Raw genomic sequence first — 16814 nt, forward strand, 5'->3', positions numbered from 1 at the left:
CGCCCTTCGTGTTTGTGGACCACATCGTTTCCCAGATCGCCGCCGAACTGAAGGTCCGGCCGGCCCAGGTGCAGGCCGCCGTCGACCTGCTGGACGGCGGGGCCACCGTGCCCTTCATCGCCCGCTACCGCAAGGAGGCCACCGACGGCCTGGACGACACGCAGCTGCGCGAGCTGGACGCGCGCCTGGTCTACCTGCGCGAGCTGGCCGACCGGCGCGCGGCGGTGCTGAAGAGCATCGCCGAGCAGGGCAAGCTGACGCCCGAGCTGGAGGCCGCCATCCAGGCCGCGCCGACCAAGCAGGAGCTGGAAGACCTCTACCTGCCCTACAAGGTCAAGCGCCGCACCAAGGGCCTGATCGCCCGCGAGGCCGGCCTGGAGCCGCTGGCCGACCGGCTGTTCGCCGACCCGTCGCTGGACCCGCTGGCCGAGGCCACCGGCTTCGCGGCCGCCCGGGACGGCGGCTGGGCGGCGCTGGCCGAGGCCGGTTTCGCCGATGCGCACGCGGTGCTGGACGGCGTGCGCGACCTGCTCTCCGAGCGCTGGGCCGAGGACGCGGTGCTGGTCGGCAAGCTGCGCGAGTGGCTGTGGGCCGAAGGCCTGTTCCAGAGCCGGCTGATGGACGGCAAGAACGGCGAGCTGCCGGACCACGCCAAGTTCCGCGACTACTTCGACTACGCCGAGCCCATCCGCACCGTGCCCTCGCACCGCGCGCTGGCCGTGTTCCGCGGCCGCACGCTGGAGCTGCTGGACGCCAAGCTGGTGCTGGACGAGGAGCCCGTCGCCGGCCAGCCCGGCCTGGCCGAGGGCCGCATCGCGTCGCACCTGGGCTGGCGCCACGCCAACCGCCCGGGCGACGCGCTGATCCGCAAGACCATCGGCTGGACCTGGAAGGTCAAGCTCTCGCTGAGCCTGGAGCGCGACCTGTTCGCGCGGCTGCGCGAGGCCGCCGAGGCGACGGCGATCAAGGTCTTCGCCGAGAACCTGCGCGACCTGCTGCTGGCCGCACCGGCCGGCAAGCGCGTCGTCATGGGGCTGGACCCGGGCATCCGCACCGGCGTCAAGGTCGCCGTGGTCAGCGACACCGGCCGCGTGCTGGACACCGCCACCGTCTACCCGCACGAGCCCCGGCGCGACTGGGACGGCGCGCTGCACACGCTGGCCCGGCTGTGCGCCGCGCATGGCGTGAACCTGATCGCCATCGGCAACGGCACGGCCAGCCGCGAGACGGACAAGCTGGCCGGCGAGCTGGTCAAGAAGCTGCAGGCGCTGGATGCCGGCGTGAAGATCGAGCGCATGGTGGTCAGCGAGGCCGGCGCGTCGGTCTACTCGGCCAGCGAATTCGCGTCCAAGGAGCTGCCCGACCTGGACGTGAGCCTGCGCGGCGCCGTCTCCATCGCGCGCCGGCTGCAGGACCCGCTGGCCGAGCTGGTCAAGATCGACCCGAAGAGCATCGGCGTCGGCCAGTACCAGCATGACGTGAACCAGGGCGAGATGGCGCGCGCGCTGGACGCCGTCGTCGAGGACTGCGTGAACAAGGTCGGCGTGGACCTGAACACCGCGTCGCAGGCGCTGCTGGCGCGGGTGTCGGGGCTGTCCGCCTCGGTGGCCGCCAGCATCGTGCGCTGGCGCGACGCCCACGGCGCGTTCCGCAACCGCCAGCAGCTGCTGGACGTGACGGGCCTCGGCCCCAAGACCTTCGAGCAGGCGGCGGGCTTTTTGCGCATCCATGGCGGCGACAACCCGCTGGATTTCAGCGGCGTCCACCCCGAGACCTATCCGCTGGTCGAGAAGGCGCTGGCGCTGCTGAAGCGCCCGGCCGCCGAGGTCATCGGCCGCAGCGAGGTGCTGCGCACGCTGAAGCCCGAGCTGCTGGCCGACGACCGGTTCGGCGCCATCACCGTCAAGGACGTGCTGGCCGAGCTGGAGAAGCCCGGCCGCGACCCCCGGCCCGACTTCAAGGTCGCGCGCTTCAACGACGGCATCGAGGACGTGAAGGACCTGCAGCCCGGCATGCTGCTGGAGGGCACGGTCAGCAACGTCGCGCAGTTCGGCGCCTTCGTGGACCTGGGCGTGCACCAGGACGGGCTGATCCACGTCAGCCAGCTGTCCAGCAAATTCGTCAACGATGCGCGCGAGGTGGTCAAGACCGGCGACATCGTCAAGGTCAAGGTGCTGGAGGTGGACCTGGCCCGCCAGCGCATCTCGCTGACGATGAAGCTGGACGCGCAGGCGCCGCGCGGCCCGCGGCCGGACAACGCCTTCCGCCCGGCGGCGCGCCACGAGCGCCAGGGCGGCGGCCCGCGCGACGCGGCGCCGGCCGGCGGCAACGCGATGGCGGCGGCTTTTGCCAAATTGCAGACCAAACGCTGAAAACCCGCGGGGCTGACCTTCGGCACCGCCGCCCGGCGCTGCCATGATGCCGCCCGCGCCACCGCGCCATCGCGCCATCGCGCCGCCGGTGGCCGCGGCGCCGCTTCCCCGCCTTCCCCGGAGTTCCCCTTGAAAACCCCCGCCCTCGCGTCGCTGCTCCTGCTCCTGCTCTGCCCTGCCCTGGCGCTGGCCCAGCAGGAGGTGGAGCGCGCCACGAACACGCCGCCCACGCCCGCCAGCCAGCAGCTGGAGCGCGTGTCCGTGACGCGCCAGCAGACCGACACCGACCTGCGCCGCCGCGAGCCCGTGGCCAAGCAGCTCTACGGCCGCGAGGAGCTGGACAAGTACGGCGACACGCAGCTCTCCGACGTGCTCAAGCGCCTGCCCGGCATCAACGTCTCCGGCGGCCAGCTGCGCATGCGCGGCCTGGGCGGCGCGTACACGCAGATCCTCGTCAACGGCGAGCCGGCGCCGCCGGGCTTCAGCCTGGACAACCTGAACCCCGCCCAGGTCGAGCGCCTGGAGGTCAGCAAGGCGCCCACGGCCGACCAGAGCGCGCAGGCCATCGCCGGCACGCTGAACATCATCCTGAAGGACGCACCGCGCGTCGTGCAGAAGGACATGCGCCTGGGCCTGGCCTATGCGAGCGAGAAGCCGGTCGTCAACGCCGGCTTCACCTACGGGGACCGCATCGTCGGCGGCGTGGGCTTCGTGCTGCCGGTCTCGGTCTACCAGTGGAACTCCGTCACCGACAGCGACGGCGAGCGCGTGCGCGACGCCGGCAGCACCCACCTGGCCAGCGCCGGCAGCGACCGCTCCCACGGCCGCGGCTTCAACATCTCGCCGCGCCTGAACTGGAAGCTGGGCGAGGACGAGACGCTGGCGCTGCAGGGCTTCTTCGTGCGCAACCAGTTCCGCTCCGACGGCCAGAGCACGACGCAGATCCTCGCCGCCACGCCGGGCCAGAGCGTGCTGCCGCCCAGCGTGCTGGACAGCACCCGCAACCGCGGCACCTTCTCGGCGCAGCGCGTCAACCTGCAATACAACAACCGCTTCGGCGAGGACCGCCGCATCGAGCTGCGTGCCGGGGCCGGCAGCGGCGGCGCCGACTTCAACTTCGGCTTCCTCGGCCGCGGCCAGGACGGCGCGCAGACCGTCACCCGCACCACCACCGGCGACAACCGCAACCGCAACGCGACGCTGGCAGGCAAGTACAGCCAGTACGCCGGCGAGGCGCACACGGTCACCGTCGGCGGCGAGCTGGAGCGCCGCACCCGCGACGAGACCCGCCGCACGACGGAGAACGGCGCCGACCTGCTGCCCGGCCTGGAGGGGCAGCCCTTCGACGCCACCATCACCCGCACCGCCGCCTATGCGCAGGACGAGTGGGAGATCAGCCCGCAGTGGTCCGCCTACGTCGGCCTGCGCCACGAGCGGATCCGGATCGAAAGCGTCGGCGTCGGCAGCGAGTTCAACAGCACCAGCCAGGTCACCACGCCGCTGCTGCACCTGAACTTCAAGCCCGACCCCAAGGGCCGCGACCTGGTGCGCGCCAGCCTGACGCGCAGCTACAAGGCGGCCGACGTGCAGCAGCTCATCGCCCGCCCGACCATCAACACCGACTACCCCGCCATCGGCCCCGACGCGCGCACCAACACGCAGACCACGCCGGACCGGGTCGGCAACCCCGCCCTCCAGCCCGAACTGGCCACCGGCCTGGACCTCGCCTGGGAAACCTACCTGCCGGCCGGCGGCATGGTGTCGGTGGGCGCCTTCCACCGCCGCATCACCGGCCTGGTGCGCAACGCGCTGGCGCTGGAGAACAGCGTCAGCTGGTCGGCGATGCCGCGCTGGGTGGCCAGGCCCATCAACCTCAGCCGGGCCAGCACCACCGGCCTGGAGTTCGAGGTCAAGGGCCGCGCGGGCGAGCTCTTCCCCAGCCTGTTCGAGCCGACGACGGCGCTGAGCCTGCGCGCGTCGCTGAACGTCTACCAGTCCCGGGTCGCCGACATCCCCGGCCCCGACAACCGGCTGGAGGGCCAGCAGCCCTGGCAGCTCAACCTGGGCGCCGACTACCGGCTCAAGAGCCTGCCCCTCAACATGGGCATCAGCGCGCAGATCGCGCCCCGGTTCACCGTGCAGCAGACCGTGCTGCAGAGCCAGGAAAGCCTGGCCTCGCGTTCGCTGGACGCCTTCGCCGCGCTGCAGCTGGGCAGCCAGGACAGCGTGCGCGTGAGCGCCAGCGGCCTGTTCCAGCCCAGGCAGGGCACGCGCGTGGCCATCGCCGGCCTGCCGGACTACAGCCTCAGCGAGCGCCAGCCGGTGCCCTGGTATGCGGTGAACTGGGAACACAAGTTCTGACCATGGCCGCGGCCGCACTGCAGCTCCATGCCGGCCCCGCCGCCCGCGCCCGCCTGGCCGAGCGCGGCCTGCACGCCGGGGACGTCGGGCTGGTCCCCGCCGCCGCCGGCGGCCCCAAGGGCCTGATCCTGAACGGATTGGACCGTTTCGTGTTCGGCGACTGGCTGCCGCAGGCCCGCCACCCGGTCCACCTGGTCGGCGCCAGCATCGGCGCCTGGCGCATGGCCACGGCGGCGCTGGCCCAGCGCGACGTGGCCGCGGCGTTCGACGCGATGGCCGAGGCCTATGTCGCGCAGGACTACGACGTGCTGCCCGGCGACAAGCGCCCGCGCCCCGAGGGCGTCAGCCGGCGCTTCGGCGAGATCCTGGCCGGGATCTTCGCCGGCCGCGAGGCCGAGGTGCTGGCCCATCCGCGCCTGCGGCTGCACATCGTCACGTCGCGCGGCCAGCACAAGGGGCTGGGCCTGCTGGCGCGCGAAGGCCGGCTGCGCACGCCGCTGGGCTACCTCGGCGCGTTCGCGGCCAATGCGGTGTCGCGGCCGCTGCTGGGCCGCTTCCTGGAGCGCGTCGTCTTCTCGGACCCGCGCGACCGCCTGCCGCTGAGGCTGGCCGACTTCACGACCCGCGAGGTCCACCTGTCGCGCGCCAACCTGCGCGGCGCGCTGCTGGCGAGCTGCTCCATCCCGTTCTGGCTGCAGGCCCAAGCCGACCTGCCCGGCGCGCCGCGCGGCGCCTACTGGGACGGCGGCATCACCGACTACCACCTGCACCTGGACTACCGCGCGCTGCAGGCCACGAGCGCGCCGCTGGTGCTCTACCCGCACTTCCAGCGCCAGGTCGTGCCCGGCTGGCTGGACAAGGCGCTCAAGCACCGCCACCGCCCGACCGCGTTCCTGGACAACGTCGTGCTGCTGTGCCCCTCGCCCGCGTGGATCGCCGGGCTGCCCGGCGCCAAGCTGCCGGACCGCAACGACTTCCTGAAGCTGGACGCCGGCGAGCGCCGCCGCCGCTGGCGCACCGCGGTGCGCGAGAGCCAGCGGCTGGCCGACGAATTCGCCGCGTTGGTGCAGCGCGACTCGATCGCGGCGCTGCCGCTTTAGAATCGCGCCTTCCTCCCCTCATCCCACAAGAGCGAGAAAGGCACCCCGGTTATGACACCGCGAACTACGCCCCCCACCTTCACCGGTAGCTAGTCGGCCGCGGCACGTCACGTCTTCTCGCCCCTCTCCCACCTGGGGCCATGAACCAAGCGCGGCACCCGGCCGCGCTTTTTCATTTCCGCCCCTGACGGAGCACTGCTCATGATTTCCATCCAACTCCCCGACGGCTCCCGCCGTGAGTTCCCCGCGCCGCTGACGGTCGGCGACGTCGCCGCCAGCATCGGCGCCGGCCTGGCCAAGGCCGCGCTCGGCGGCAAGGTCGACGGCAAGGTCGTCGACCTCGGCTACCGCCTGGACCGCGACGCCAGCCTGGCCATCGTCACCGACAAGGATGCCGACGGCCTGGACATGATCCGCCACTCCACGGCCCACCTGCTGGCCTACGCCGTCAAGGAGCTCTACCCCGACGCCCAGGTCACCATCGGCCCGGTCATCGAGAACGGCTTCTATTACGACTTCGCCTACAAGCGCCCCTTCACGCCCGAGGACCTGGCCGCGATCGAGGCCAAGATGGTCGAGCTGGCGAAGAAGGACGAGAAGGTCGTGCGCCGCGTGCTGCCGCGCGACGAGGCCGTGGCGCACTTCAAGGCGCTGGGCGAGGCCTACAAGGCCGAGATCATCGAGAGCATCCCGGCCGACCAGGACGTGTCGCTGTACGCCGAAGGCGCCTTCGAGGACCTCTGCCGCGGCCCGCACGTGCCCAGCACCGGCAAGCTCAAGCACTTCAAGCTGATGAAGGTGGCCGGCGCCTACTGGCGCGGCGACCACCGCAACGAGATGCTGCAGCGCATCTACGGCACCGCCTGGGCCAGCAAGGACGACCTGCAGAAATACCTGACGCGGCTGGAGGAGGCCGAGAAGCGCGACCACCGCCGGCTGGGCCGCGAGCTGGACCTGTTCCACATGGAAGAGTCCGCCCCCGGCACGGTGTTCTGGCACCCCAAGGGCTGGGCGCTGTGGCAGCAGGTCGAGCAGTACATGCGCAAGGTCTACCAGGACAACGGCTACCAGGAAGTGCGCGGCCCGCAAATCCTGGACAAGGGCCTGTGGGAGAAGTCCGGCCACTGGGACAAGTACCGCGACGCGATGTTCGTCACCGAGTCGGAGAAGCGCGAATACGCGCTCAAGCCGATGAACTGCCCCGGCCACGTGCTGATCTTCAAGCAGGGCGTGAAGAGCTACCGCGACCTGCCGCTGCGCTACGGCGAGTTCGGCGCCTGCCACCGCAACGAGCCGTCCGGCGGCCTGCACGGCATCATGCGCGTGCGCGCCTTCACGCAGGACGACGGGCACATCATGTGCACCGACGACCAGATCCTCAACGAATGCGAGGCCTTCACGCGGCTGCTGCAGAAGGTCTACCGGGACTTCGGCTTCACGGACGTGCTCTACAAGGTGGCGACCCGGCCCGAGAAGCGCATCGGCAGCGACGAGTACTGGGACCGCACCGAGAACATCCTGATGGAGAGCCTGCGGCGCTCCGGCTGCGAGTTCCAGATCGCGCACGGCGACGGCGCCTTCTACGCGCCCAAGATCGAGTACACGCTGAAGGACGCGCTGGGCCGCGAATGGCAGTGCGGCACGATGCAGATCGACCACAACGTGCCGGCCCGCCTGGGCGCCGAGTTCGTCGACGAGGACGGCCAGCACAAGACGCCCGTGATGCTGCACCGTGCCATCGTCGGCAGCCTGGAGCGCTTCATCGGCATCCTGATCGAACAGCACGCCGGCGCGCTGCCCGCGTGGCTGGCGCCGGTGCAGGTGGGCATCGCCAACATCACCGACGCGCAGGCCGATTACGTCGAGGAAATCGTGAAATCGCTGCAAAAACAAGGGCTTAGGGTTCAGGCTGATTTGCGCAACGAGAAAATCACCTATAAAATCCGCCAGTTGTCTTTGCAGAAGCTGCCGTACATCCTCGTCGTCGGTGACAAGGAGAAGGCGAATGGCAGCGTTGCAGTCCGCGCCCGCGGCAACCAGGATCTTGGCGTGATGCCCCTGCAGGAGTTCGTTGACCGGATCTCCGCAGACATCGCCAACAAGGCCTGAGAGCCACCGGGGCGCGCTTTGTTTTTTCTGGGCGCCGCCGCCTTGGCGCCTGCTGAAAGGTCCACACCATCGCTACGTTTGCCGACCGTCGTGCGATTCCTGAGCGCAAGCACAGGCTGAACCGCGAAATCATGGCTCCCGAAGTCCGCCTGAACGGCCCCGAGAACGAACCCATCGGGATCGTCAGCATCCAGGAAGCCCTGCGCATGGCGGGCGACCTGGACGTGGACCTGGTCGAGATCTCCGCCACCGCCAATCCGCCGGTCTGCCGGCTGATGGACTACGGCAAGTTCAAGTACCAGGAGCAAAAGCGCGCTGCCGAAGCCAAGGCCAAGCAGAAGATCATCGAGATCAAGGAAGTCAAGTTCCGTCCGGGCACGGACGAGGGCGACTACCAGATCAAGATGCGCAACCTGCGCCGCTTCATCGCCGAGGACGGCGACAAGGGCAAGGTCACGCTGCGCTACCGGGGCCGCGAGATCACGCACCAGGACATCGGCATGCGCCTCCTGGAGCGCATCCGCGACGAACTGGCCGACGTGGCGGTGGTCGAGAACATGCCCAAGCTCGAAGGCCGGCAGATGATCATGGTCCTGGCGCCGAAAAAGCGCTGAGATCGAAAGAGTTCAACCAGTGGGTTTGGTCGCCCGCCGGTTCACAAGTCTCCTGAGGCCGACAAGCATGCCGGGCTCTTTCGGCATCGCCCCAGGGACACACTTAGAAGGAGCATTCAATGCCCAAGATGAAGACCAAGAGCAGCGCGAAAAAGCGTTTTCGCGTCCGTCCGGGTGGCACCGTCAAGCGCGGTCAGGCGTTCAAGCGCCACATCCTGACCAAGAAGACCACGAAGAACAAGCGCCAGCTGCGCGGCGCCGTGAACGTGCACGAGACCAACATGGGGCACATGGCACAAATGCTGCCCTTTGCCGGCCTGTAATCCACCAAGACTAGAAGGAGAAACATATGCCTCGCGTCAAACGTGGTGTCACCGCTCGCGCCCGTCACAAGAAGGTCCTGGCCCTGGCCAAGGGCTTCCGCGGTCGTCGTAAGAACGTCTTCCGCATCGCCAAGCAGGCGGTGATGAAGGCGGGCCAATACGCCTACCGTGACCGCCGCACCAAGAAGCGCGTGTTCCGCCAGCTGTGGATCGCCCGGATCAACGCCGCCTCGCGCGGCCTGGGCCTGTCCTACAGCAAGTTCGTGGCGGGCCTGAAGAAGGCGCAGATCGAGATCGACCGCAAGGTCCTCGCCGATCTGGCCGTCAACGACCCGGCTGGTTTCGCCAGCATCTTCGCCAAGGTGAAGGCCGCGCTCGCCTGATTGCGACCCGCTCCGGTTCACGCCGGAGCACGCAAACTTTCGGGGCCGGCCCACCAGGGTCGGCCTCTTTTCATTTGTCATTCCCGAATGTCTGATCTCGACGCCCTCCTGGCTGCCGCGCAAGCGGACTTCGCCGCCGCGCCAACGCCCGCCGAACTCGAAAACGCCAAGGCCCGCTTCCTCGGCAAGTCCGGCCGCGTGACCGAGTTGATGAAGGGCCTGGGTGCCCTCAGCATCGAGGAAAAGAAGACCCGTGGCGCCGAGATCAACCAGCTCAAGGTCGGCATCGAGGCCGCACTGACCGCCCGCCGCGACGCCCTCGCCGCCGCCGAACTGGCGCAGCAGCTCAAGGCCGAGGCGCTCGACGTGACGCTGCCCGGCCGCCAGCGCGGCACCGGCGGGCTGCACCCGATCACGCGCGCGATGGAGCGCATCGAGGCCATCTTCGGCAGCATGGGCTTCGACGTGGCCGACGGCCCCGAGATCGAGACCGACTGGTACAGCTTCTCGGCGCTGAACAACCCCGAGAACCACCCCGCCCGCTCGATGCAGGACACCTTCTACGTCGACATGAAGGACGAGCACGGCGCCTGGCTGAACCTGCGCCCGCACACCAGCCCGATGCAGATCCGCTACGCGCAGGCCCACGCCAAGCGCTACGCGGGGCAGGAGACGATGCCCGAGATCCGCGTCATCGCGCCGGGCCGCACCTACCGCGTGGACAGCGACGCGACGCACTCGCCGATGTTCCACCAGGTCGAGGGCCTGTGGGTCGGCGAGAACATCAGCTTCAAGGACCTGAAGGCGGTCTACCTGAACTTCATCACCGCCTTCTTCGAGACGGACCAACTGCAGCTGCGCTTCCGCCCGAGCTACTTCCCGTTCACCGAGCCCAGCGCCGAGATCGACATCATGTTCGAGAGCGGCCCGCTGAAGGGCCGCTGGCTGGAGGTGTCCGGCTCCGGGCAGGTGCATCCGCAGGTCATCCGCAACATGGGCCTGGACCCCGAGCGCTACATCGGCTTCGCCTTCGGCTCCGGCATCGACCGCCTGGCGATGCTGCGCTACGGCGTCAACGACCTGCGCGCCTTCTTCGACGGCGACCTCCGCTTCCTCGCACAGTTCAAGTAAACCGTTATGCAATTCCCCGAGTCCTGGCTGCGCGAGTTCTGCAATCCGCCGCTGTCCACCGAGCAACTGGCCGAACTGCTGACCATGTCCGGCATGGAAGTGGAAGAGCTGCGCCCGGTCGCGCCGCCCTTCCACGGCATCGTCGTCGCCGAAATCCTCGCGGCCGAGCAGCATCCGAACGCGGACAAGCTGCGCGTCTGCCAGGTCAACGCGGGTGGCCCGGAGCCGCTGCAAATCGTCTGCGGCGCTCCCAATGCGCGGGCCGGCATCAAGGTGCCGCTGGCCACCGTCGGCGCCGAGCTGCCTCCTGGTGAAGACGGCAAGCCCTTCAAGATCGGCGTCGGCAAGCTGCGCGGCGTCGAGAGCTTCGGCATGCTGTGCTCGGCGCGCGAGCTGAAGCTCAGCGAAGACCACGGCGGCCTGCTGGAACTCTCCGCCGAGGCGCACGTCGGCGAGGACATCCGCAAGCACCTGAACCTCGACGACACGCTGTTCACGCTGAAGCTGACGCCCAACCTCGGCCACGGCCTGAGCGTGTTCGGCATCGCCCGCGAGGTGGCGGCGCTGACGGGCTCGCCACTGTTGCAGGCCGGGTTCCCGCCCGTCGCGCCGACGCTGGCGGACAAGCTGCCCGTGCGCATCGAAGCCCCCGACCTCTGCGGCCGCTTCTCGGGCCGCATCGTCAAGGGCATCGACACCCAAGCCAAGACGCCCGCGTGGATGGTGCAGCGCCTGGAGCGCTGCGGCCAGCGCTCGGTGACGGCGCTGGTGGACATCTCGAACTACGTGATGTTCGAGTACGGCCGCCCGTCGCACATCTTCGACCTCGACAAGATCAGCGGCGAACTGGTCGTGCGCTGGGGCCGGGCCGGCGAGCAGTTGAAGCTGCTGAACGGCAACACGGTCCAGCTGGATGAGAAGGTCGGCGTCATCGCCGACGCGCGCGAGGTCGAGTCGCTCGCCGGCATCATGGGCGGCGACCACACGGCCGTGTCCGACGACACGAGGAACGTCTACGTCGAGGCCGCGTTCTGGTGGCCCGAGGCCGTCATGGGCCGGGGCCGGCGCTACAACTTCTCGACCGACGCCGGCCACCGCTTCGAGCGCGGCGTCGATCCGTCGCAGACCGTCGAGCACATCGAGCGCATCACGCGGCTCATCCTCGACATCTGCGGCACACCCGACATCCAGGTCGGCGCGATGGACGACCAGCAGCCCAATGTGCCGGTGCGCCAGCCCGTGCGGCTGCGCGTCGCGCGCGCCGCCAAGGTCATCGGCATGCCCGTCACGCAGGCCGACTGCGAGCGCGTCTTCACGCGCCTCGGCCTGCCGTTCACGGCGGCCGACGGCGTGCTGACCGTCACGCCGCCGAGCTGGCGCTTCGACCTCCAGATCGAGGAAGACCTCATCGAGGAAATCATCCGCGTGCTCGGCTACCCGACGCTGCCGTCCAGCGCGCCGCTGGCGCCCATCGTCGGCCGCGCGCGCTCGGAGTCGCGCCAGTCCACGCACGCGCTGCGCCGCGCGGTCGCCGCGCGCGACTATTTCGAGACGATCAACTTCAGCTTCGTCGAGGAACGCTGGGAGCGCGAACTGGCCGGCGAGACGAACCCGATCAAGCTGCTGAACCCCATCGCCGCGCCGCTGTCCGTCATGCGCACCAGCCTGATCGGCAGCCTCGTGCAGGTGCTGCGTCACAACCAGGCCCGCCGCGCGACGCGCGTGCGCGTGTTCGAACTGGGCCGCGTGTTCAAGCGCGACGCAGCCGTCGCCACCGGCCCGCTGGCCGTCGCCGGCATCGCGCAGCCGCTGCGCATCGGCGGCCTCGCCTGGGGCCCGGCCGACCAGCAGCAATGGAGCCAGAAGGACCGCGCCGTCGATTTCTTCGACGTGAAGGGCGACCTCGAAGCGCTGTTCGCGCCGCAGGCGCTGAGCTTCGAGGCCGCCGAACACCCCGCGCTGCACCCCGGCCGCAGCGCCCGCGTGAGCCTGAATGGCCAGCCCATCGGCATCGTCGGTGAACTGCACCCGCGCTGGCGCCAGGCCTACGAGATCAGCGGCGGCGCACCCATCGTCTTCGAGCTGGACCTCGATGCCGCGCTGACCCGCACGCTGCCGCAGGGCCAGCCGCTGCCGCGCCAGCAGGCCGTGCAGCGCGACCTGGCGCTGGTCGTCAAGGACGGCGTGCCCCACGACGCGCTGATGGCCGCCATCGCCGCCGTCGGCGGCGCGCTGCTGCGCTCGGCCCGGCTGTTCGACGTGTTCAAACCCGCCGCCACCGCCACGACCGATTTGCAGGCCGACGAGCGCAGCCTGGCCGTGCGCCTGGAACTGCTCGACGACGAGGCCACGCTGACCGACGAGCGCATCGACGCGGCCGTGGCCGCCATCGTCGCCGCCGCCAGCCAGCAACTCGGCGCGCGCCTGCGCGGCTGACCGGAGGTCCCCATGGACGCCAACGACCCCAAGAAGGCCGCCGCCGTCGTCATCGGCAGCCTGGAGACGCCCACGCTGACCAAGGCCGAACTGGCCGAACTGCTGTTCGACAAGCTCGGCCTGAACAAGCGCGAGTCCAAGGACATGGTCGAGGCCTTCTTCGACATCCTGCACGACAGCCTCGTCAAGGGGCAGGACGTCAAGCTCTCCGGCTTCGGCAACTTCAACATCCGCCGCAAGGCGCCGCGGCCGGGCCGCAACCCGCGCACCGGCGAGTCCATCCCGATCAAGGCGCGCAACGTCGTCACCTTCCACGCCAGCCACAAACTCAAGGGGGTGGTGCAAGGTGACGCGCCCGCGGGCGAGGACTTCGAGTAGAGTCTGCCCTCCCCACGCGAACTCCTTGATTTGCAATGAGAATTTGCAATGGATAAGGCGCTTCCCGCCATCCCCGCCAAACGCTACTTCACCATCGGTGAGGTCAGCGAGCTGTGCGGCGTGAAGCCCTATGTGCTGCGCTACTGGGAGCAGGAGTTCACGCAACTCAAGCCGATGAAGCGGCGCGGCAACCGGCGCTACTACCAGCACCACGAGGTGCTGCTGATCCGCCGCATCCGCGACCTGCTCTACGACCAGGGCTTCACGATCAGCGGCGCGCGCAACCAGCTGAGCGAAGGCCTGCCGCCGCCGGCCACGCAGAACTTCCGCGACGAGGCCGAGGCCGCGCAGGCCGCCGATGTGCCGGATGACGATGCCGACGACCTGCCCGGTGAACCGATGCCGGCCCCGGCCGCCCGCCACGCGGCGCCGCACGCCGCGGCCCAGCCGCTGAAGGCGGCCGGCGCGTCGATCACGCTGCCGGTGCTGGCCGCCGGGCCGCTGACCTCGCTGGAGCAGGTCCGCGCCGAGCTGCTGTCGATCCGCGCGACGCTCCTCACCTGAAATCGCCGGCCGGGTGCTGATTTCTCGGTTATACTGCTCGGCTCAGTCGGGGCGTAGCGCAGCCTGGTAGCGCACTTGCATGGGGTGCAAGGGGTCGCGAGTTCGAATCCCGCCGTCCCGACCAAAAACAAGAAGAGAAATCAAGGACTTAGAAGCGAAAGCCTCTAAGTCCTTTTTCCTTTCTGGCTGCGGAAGTAGCCTGGCGACTCCTGTCTTCTGCCGCCCGGACACCTAGGGGCTGCCAGCGCCCGCCCTGCTGTCTAGACTGGCCGGCCCCGCCCCCGGAGCCCCCCCCCATGAAGACCCTCATTCTCGCCACCGCCCTCGCCTCGGCCTTCGCGGCCCCCGCCCCATCCCGCGCCGACGAGCTGCAGGGCACGACCGTCGAGGTGCGTTACGACTATGTCGGCGGCGGGCAGGACTGGCACACGAGCGACAGCGTCATGGTCAGCGACGACATCGAGCTGAGCTGCCCCGGCGCCGCGCAGCTCTGCAACGTGCTGACCGTGCCGACGCAGACGCTGGACATCGACGACCGCCGCATCCGCTACCACTACACCGGCACCGGCCTCAACGCCGATTTCAGCGACATCGCCGTCAACGCCTTCACCTTCGCGTCGCTGTACGGCAGCGACAGGCGGATCGCCGGCGTGGCACTGGAGACCACCATCGACAAGCTCGACCTGTCGCGGCTGAGCTTCGCGGACCACAGCATCCGCATCGACATGCGCGGCCTAAGCGCGGCGCCGGACGCCTGGTTCGAGATCTACGCATGGACCGCCCCGGTGCCCGAGCCCGCCAGCGCCGCGCTGCTGCTGGGCGGCCTCGCACTCCTGGCCGCGCAGCGGCGCCGCGCCGGCCGCCGCTGAACGCGCCGGGATAATCGCGGCCATCCCCGCCCCGACACTCCCACCCGTGACCCCTCCCGCCCCTGAAGGCCTCGTCCTGCGCGACGGCCCCGCGCTGCCGCCGCTCGCCCACTTCAAGCTCGCCGCCTTCGACATGGACTCGACGCTGATCGGCATCGAGTGCATCGACGAGATCGCCGCGCTCGCCGGCCGGGGCGCCGAGGTGGCCGCCATCACCGAGGCCGCCATGCGCGGCGAGATCACCGACTTCAAGGACAGCCTGCGCCGCCGCCTGGCGCTGCTGGCCGGCGTGCCGGCCGGCGTGCTGGACCGGGTGCTGGCCGAACGGCTGCACTTCAATCCCGGCGCGCGCGAGCTGTGCGCGGCGCTGAAGGCCGCGGGCCTGAAGCTGCTGCTCGTCTCCGGCGGCTTCACCTTCTTCACCCGCTTCGTCGCGGCCGAACTGGGCATGGACTTCGTGCGCAGCAACGAGCTCGAGATCGTGGATGGCGCCCTCACCGGCCGCCTCGTCATGCAGGACTGGGGCGACATCTGCGACGGCGAGCAGAAGCGGCTGATGCTGCTGGCCTGCTGCGCGGCGGTCGGCTGCCGCCCCGAGCAGGCGATTGCGGTCGGCGACGGCGCCAACGACCTGCCGATGATGGGTGCCGCCGGCCTGTCCGTGGCCTACCACGCCAAGCCCCGGGTGCGCGAGCAGGCCCGCGTCGCCATCGACGGCGGCGGGCTGGCGCGGCTGCTGGACGTCCTCAGGCCGTAGCGGCGGCGGCCAGCGGCCCGGCGCTGACGACCACGCCGTCCGCGTCGGCATAGAGCCAGTCGCCCGGCCGCACGTCCACGCCGCAGACGCGCACCGCGACGCCGGCCAGGCCCTGGCCCCGGCGGTCCGTCGGCAGCGGCACCGCCGCCAGCGCGAGGATGCCGATGCCGGTCGCCGCCAGCTCCGCCACGTCGCGCACGCAGCCGTCGATGACGATGCCGGCCCAGCCGTTGCTCGCCGCCGCGGCGGCCAGGTTGCCGCCCAGCAAAGCCCGGCGCCGCGAGCCGCCGCCGTCGACGACGAGCACGCGGCCCGCGCCGGGGCTCTCGACGGCCTCCTTCACGCGGCTGTTGTCGTCGGCGCAGCGCACCGTCGCCACCGGCCCGGCGAAGCGCGCCGCGCCGCCGAAGGCCGCCAGCGCGCCGCCCGGCAGCACGCGGAAGGCGCCGCTGTCGTCGGCCTTGTGGGCATCGCAGAAGTCGCAGGTCGAAAAGCTCATCGCCCGTCTCCTTGCGCCGCAGCGACGCGCAGTTGCTGGCCGGCGAACTCGACCAGCTGCCCGGCGCGCATCTTGGCCGTCTTGCGCAACTCCACCTGGCCGTCCACGCGCACCTCGCCGGCGGCGATCCGCGCGCGTGCCTGGCCGCCGCTGTCGGCCAGGCCGGTGGCCTTCAGCAGCTTGTCCAGTTCGATGTAGTCGCCGCGAAGTTCCAAGATGATTTCCTGCATGCGCCGCATTCTGGCAGCGCCGCAGCCGGGCTCAGCGGCTGAAGTCGCCACTGGCCTCGGGCTGGTAGGGCAAGGCCTGGATGCACAGGCTGCCGACCGCCCCATGGCCGGCCTGCCAGCTGACCTGCTCGCCGACCGTGCGGCCCAGCAGACTCAGGCCCACGGGCGACAGCACCGAGATGCGGCCCTGCTCCGGCCGGGCATCGGCCGGGTAGCACAGGGTCAGGCGTTGCCGCTGGCCGCGCTGCGGGCCGAGCACCTCGACCTCGGAGTTCATCGACACGACGTCGGCCGGCAACTGCGGCGACGGCAGCAGCTCGGCGGTGTCGAGCAGGTCCTGCAAGGGCTTGTGCGCCGTCGGCAGGGCGCCCACCAGCAGGCTCAGGCGGCGGTGGTCGAGTTCGCTCAGCAGGCGCTCGGCGCCCGGTTGCGGGGATGGGAAGGACATGGCTGCACCTCGTTCGGGGCCATGCCGCCGGACAGGGCCTGGCAGCGGCGGCACGGCATCGCGCTGGCTGTGGGCCCGGCGATCGAGGTTGCGCTATGTGGGGGAGTGGTGGGGGATCGCCGGGCTCAGGAATCTGCGGCCGGGCGCTGGAAGGCCACGGCCAGGCGTCCGCCCGCCACCGTGTCGGCGACGGGCATGGGGCGCTGCGGATGGGCCGGGCTTCTCATGGCGGGCGATTGT

At 70.2% G+C, this 16814-nt stretch carries 16 protein-coding genes and 1 tRNA gene; 14 read left to right on the forward strand and 3 right to left on the reverse strand.

Annotation, left to right across the window (positions count from 1 at the left end):
• Positions 1-14 precede the first annotated feature (14 nt).
• The 14 genes from QM788_RS18235 to serB all read left to right on the forward strand — a co-directional run bounded on the left by QM788_RS18235 (position 15) and on the right by serB (position 15397).
• Positions 15-2372 (forward strand): Tex family protein, encoded by a 2358-nt coding sequence (locus tag QM788_RS18235; protein ID WP_415663008.1) that lies wholly within the window; start codon positions 15-17, stop codon positions 2370-2372.
• 129 nt (positions 2373-2501) lie between these two features.
• On the forward strand, positions 2502-4733 hold the full coding sequence (locus QM788_RS18240) for a TonB-dependent receptor plug domain-containing protein (RefSeq protein ID WP_415662866.1): 2232 nt from the start codon (positions 2502-2504) through the stop codon (positions 4731-4733).
• 2 nt (positions 4734-4735) lie between these two features.
• Positions 4736-5833, forward strand: a complete 1098-nt coding sequence (locus tag QM788_RS18245; protein WP_415662867.1) for a patatin-like phospholipase family protein — start codon at positions 4736-4738, stop codon at positions 5831-5833.
• A 201-nt stretch (positions 5834-6034) separates the two neighbouring features.
• Positions 6035-7942 carry a threonine--tRNA ligase gene (thrS, locus tag QM788_RS18250; RefSeq protein ID WP_415662868.1) on the forward strand — a complete coding sequence of 636 codons (1908 nt, stop codon included), beginning with the start codon at positions 6035-6037 and terminating at the stop codon, positions 7940-7942.
• 68 nt (positions 7943-8010) lie between these two features.
• The gene (infC, locus tag QM788_RS18255; protein ID WP_268166444.1) at positions 8011-8556 is read left to right on the forward strand and encodes a translation initiation factor IF-3; all 546 of its coding nucleotides are present in this window, start codon (positions 8011-8013) and stop codon (positions 8554-8556) included.
• 119 nt (positions 8557-8675) lie between these two features.
• Positions 8676-8879, forward strand: a complete 204-nt coding sequence (gene rpmI, locus QM788_RS18260) for a 50S ribosomal protein L35 (protein WP_028601240.1) — start codon at positions 8676-8678, stop codon at positions 8877-8879.
• A 26-nt stretch (positions 8880-8905) separates the two neighbouring features.
• Positions 8906-9262 carry a 50S ribosomal protein L20 gene (rplT, locus tag QM788_RS18265; RefSeq protein WP_025564000.1) on the forward strand — a complete coding sequence of 119 codons (357 nt, stop codon included), beginning with the start codon at positions 8906-8908 and terminating at the stop codon, positions 9260-9262.
• Between the two features lie 87 nt (positions 9263-9349).
• A complete protein-coding gene (gene pheS, locus QM788_RS18270) occupies positions 9350-10393 on the forward strand; it encodes a phenylalanine--tRNA ligase subunit alpha (protein ID WP_415662869.1) in 1044 nt (347 codons plus the stop codon).
• 6 nt (positions 10394-10399) lie between these two features.
• Positions 10400-12829 carry a phenylalanine--tRNA ligase subunit beta gene (gene pheT, locus QM788_RS18275; protein WP_415662870.1) on the forward strand — a complete coding sequence of 810 codons (2430 nt, stop codon included), beginning with the start codon at positions 10400-10402 and terminating at the stop codon, positions 12827-12829.
• A 12-nt stretch (positions 12830-12841) separates the two neighbouring features.
• Positions 12842-13207 carry an integration host factor subunit alpha gene (locus QM788_RS18280; protein ID WP_415662871.1) on the forward strand — a complete coding sequence of 122 codons (366 nt, stop codon included), beginning with the start codon at positions 12842-12844 and terminating at the stop codon, positions 13205-13207.
• Positions 13208-13255: 48 nt separating this feature from the next.
• Positions 13256-13771, forward strand: coding sequence for a MerR family transcriptional regulator (locus tag QM788_RS18285; protein WP_415662872.1), 516 nt, complete (start codon positions 13256-13258; stop codon positions 13769-13771).
• Positions 13772-13818: 47 nt separating this feature from the next.
• Positions 13819-13895, forward strand: a tRNA-Pro gene (locus QM788_RS18290).
• Positions 13896-14067: 172 nt separating this feature from the next.
• Positions 14068-14640, forward strand: a complete 573-nt coding sequence (locus QM788_RS18295) for a PEP-CTERM sorting domain-containing protein (RefSeq protein WP_415662873.1) — start codon at positions 14068-14070, stop codon at positions 14638-14640.
• Between the two features lie 46 nt (positions 14641-14686).
• On the forward strand, positions 14687-15397 hold the full coding sequence (serB, locus tag QM788_RS18300; protein WP_415662874.1) for a phosphoserine phosphatase SerB: 711 nt from the start codon (positions 14687-14689) through the stop codon (positions 15395-15397).
• Here serB and rraA read toward each other — a convergent pair.
• From rraA to QM788_RS18315, 3 genes are read right to left on the reverse strand one after another with little or no spacing between them, the layout of a single operon-like run.
• Complete coding sequence (rraA, locus tag QM788_RS18305; RefSeq protein WP_415662875.1) at positions 15387-15896, reverse strand: ribonuclease E activity regulator RraA; 510 nt, start codon at positions 15894-15896, stop codon at positions 15387-15389. The two genes, serB and rraA, sit on opposite strands and share 11 nt — an antisense overlap.
• The gene (locus QM788_RS18310) at positions 15893-16126 is read right to left on the reverse strand and encodes an RNA-binding S4 domain-containing protein (RefSeq protein WP_415662876.1); all 234 of its coding nucleotides are present in this window, start codon (positions 16124-16126) and stop codon (positions 15893-15895) included. Before QM788_RS18310 ends, rraA begins: the two co-directional genes overlap by 4 nt.
• Positions 16127-16157: 31 nt before the next feature.
• On the reverse strand, positions 16158-16574 hold the full coding sequence (locus QM788_RS18315; RefSeq protein WP_415662877.1) for a GreA/GreB family elongation factor: 417 nt from the start codon (positions 16572-16574) through the stop codon (positions 16158-16160).
• Between the last annotated feature and the right edge of the window lie 240 nt (positions 16575-16814).

It is taken from the genome of Roseateles sp. (assembly GCF_047654785.1).
Classification (GTDB): Bacteria; Pseudomonadota; Gammaproteobacteria; order Burkholderiales; family Burkholderiaceae_C; genus Pelomonas.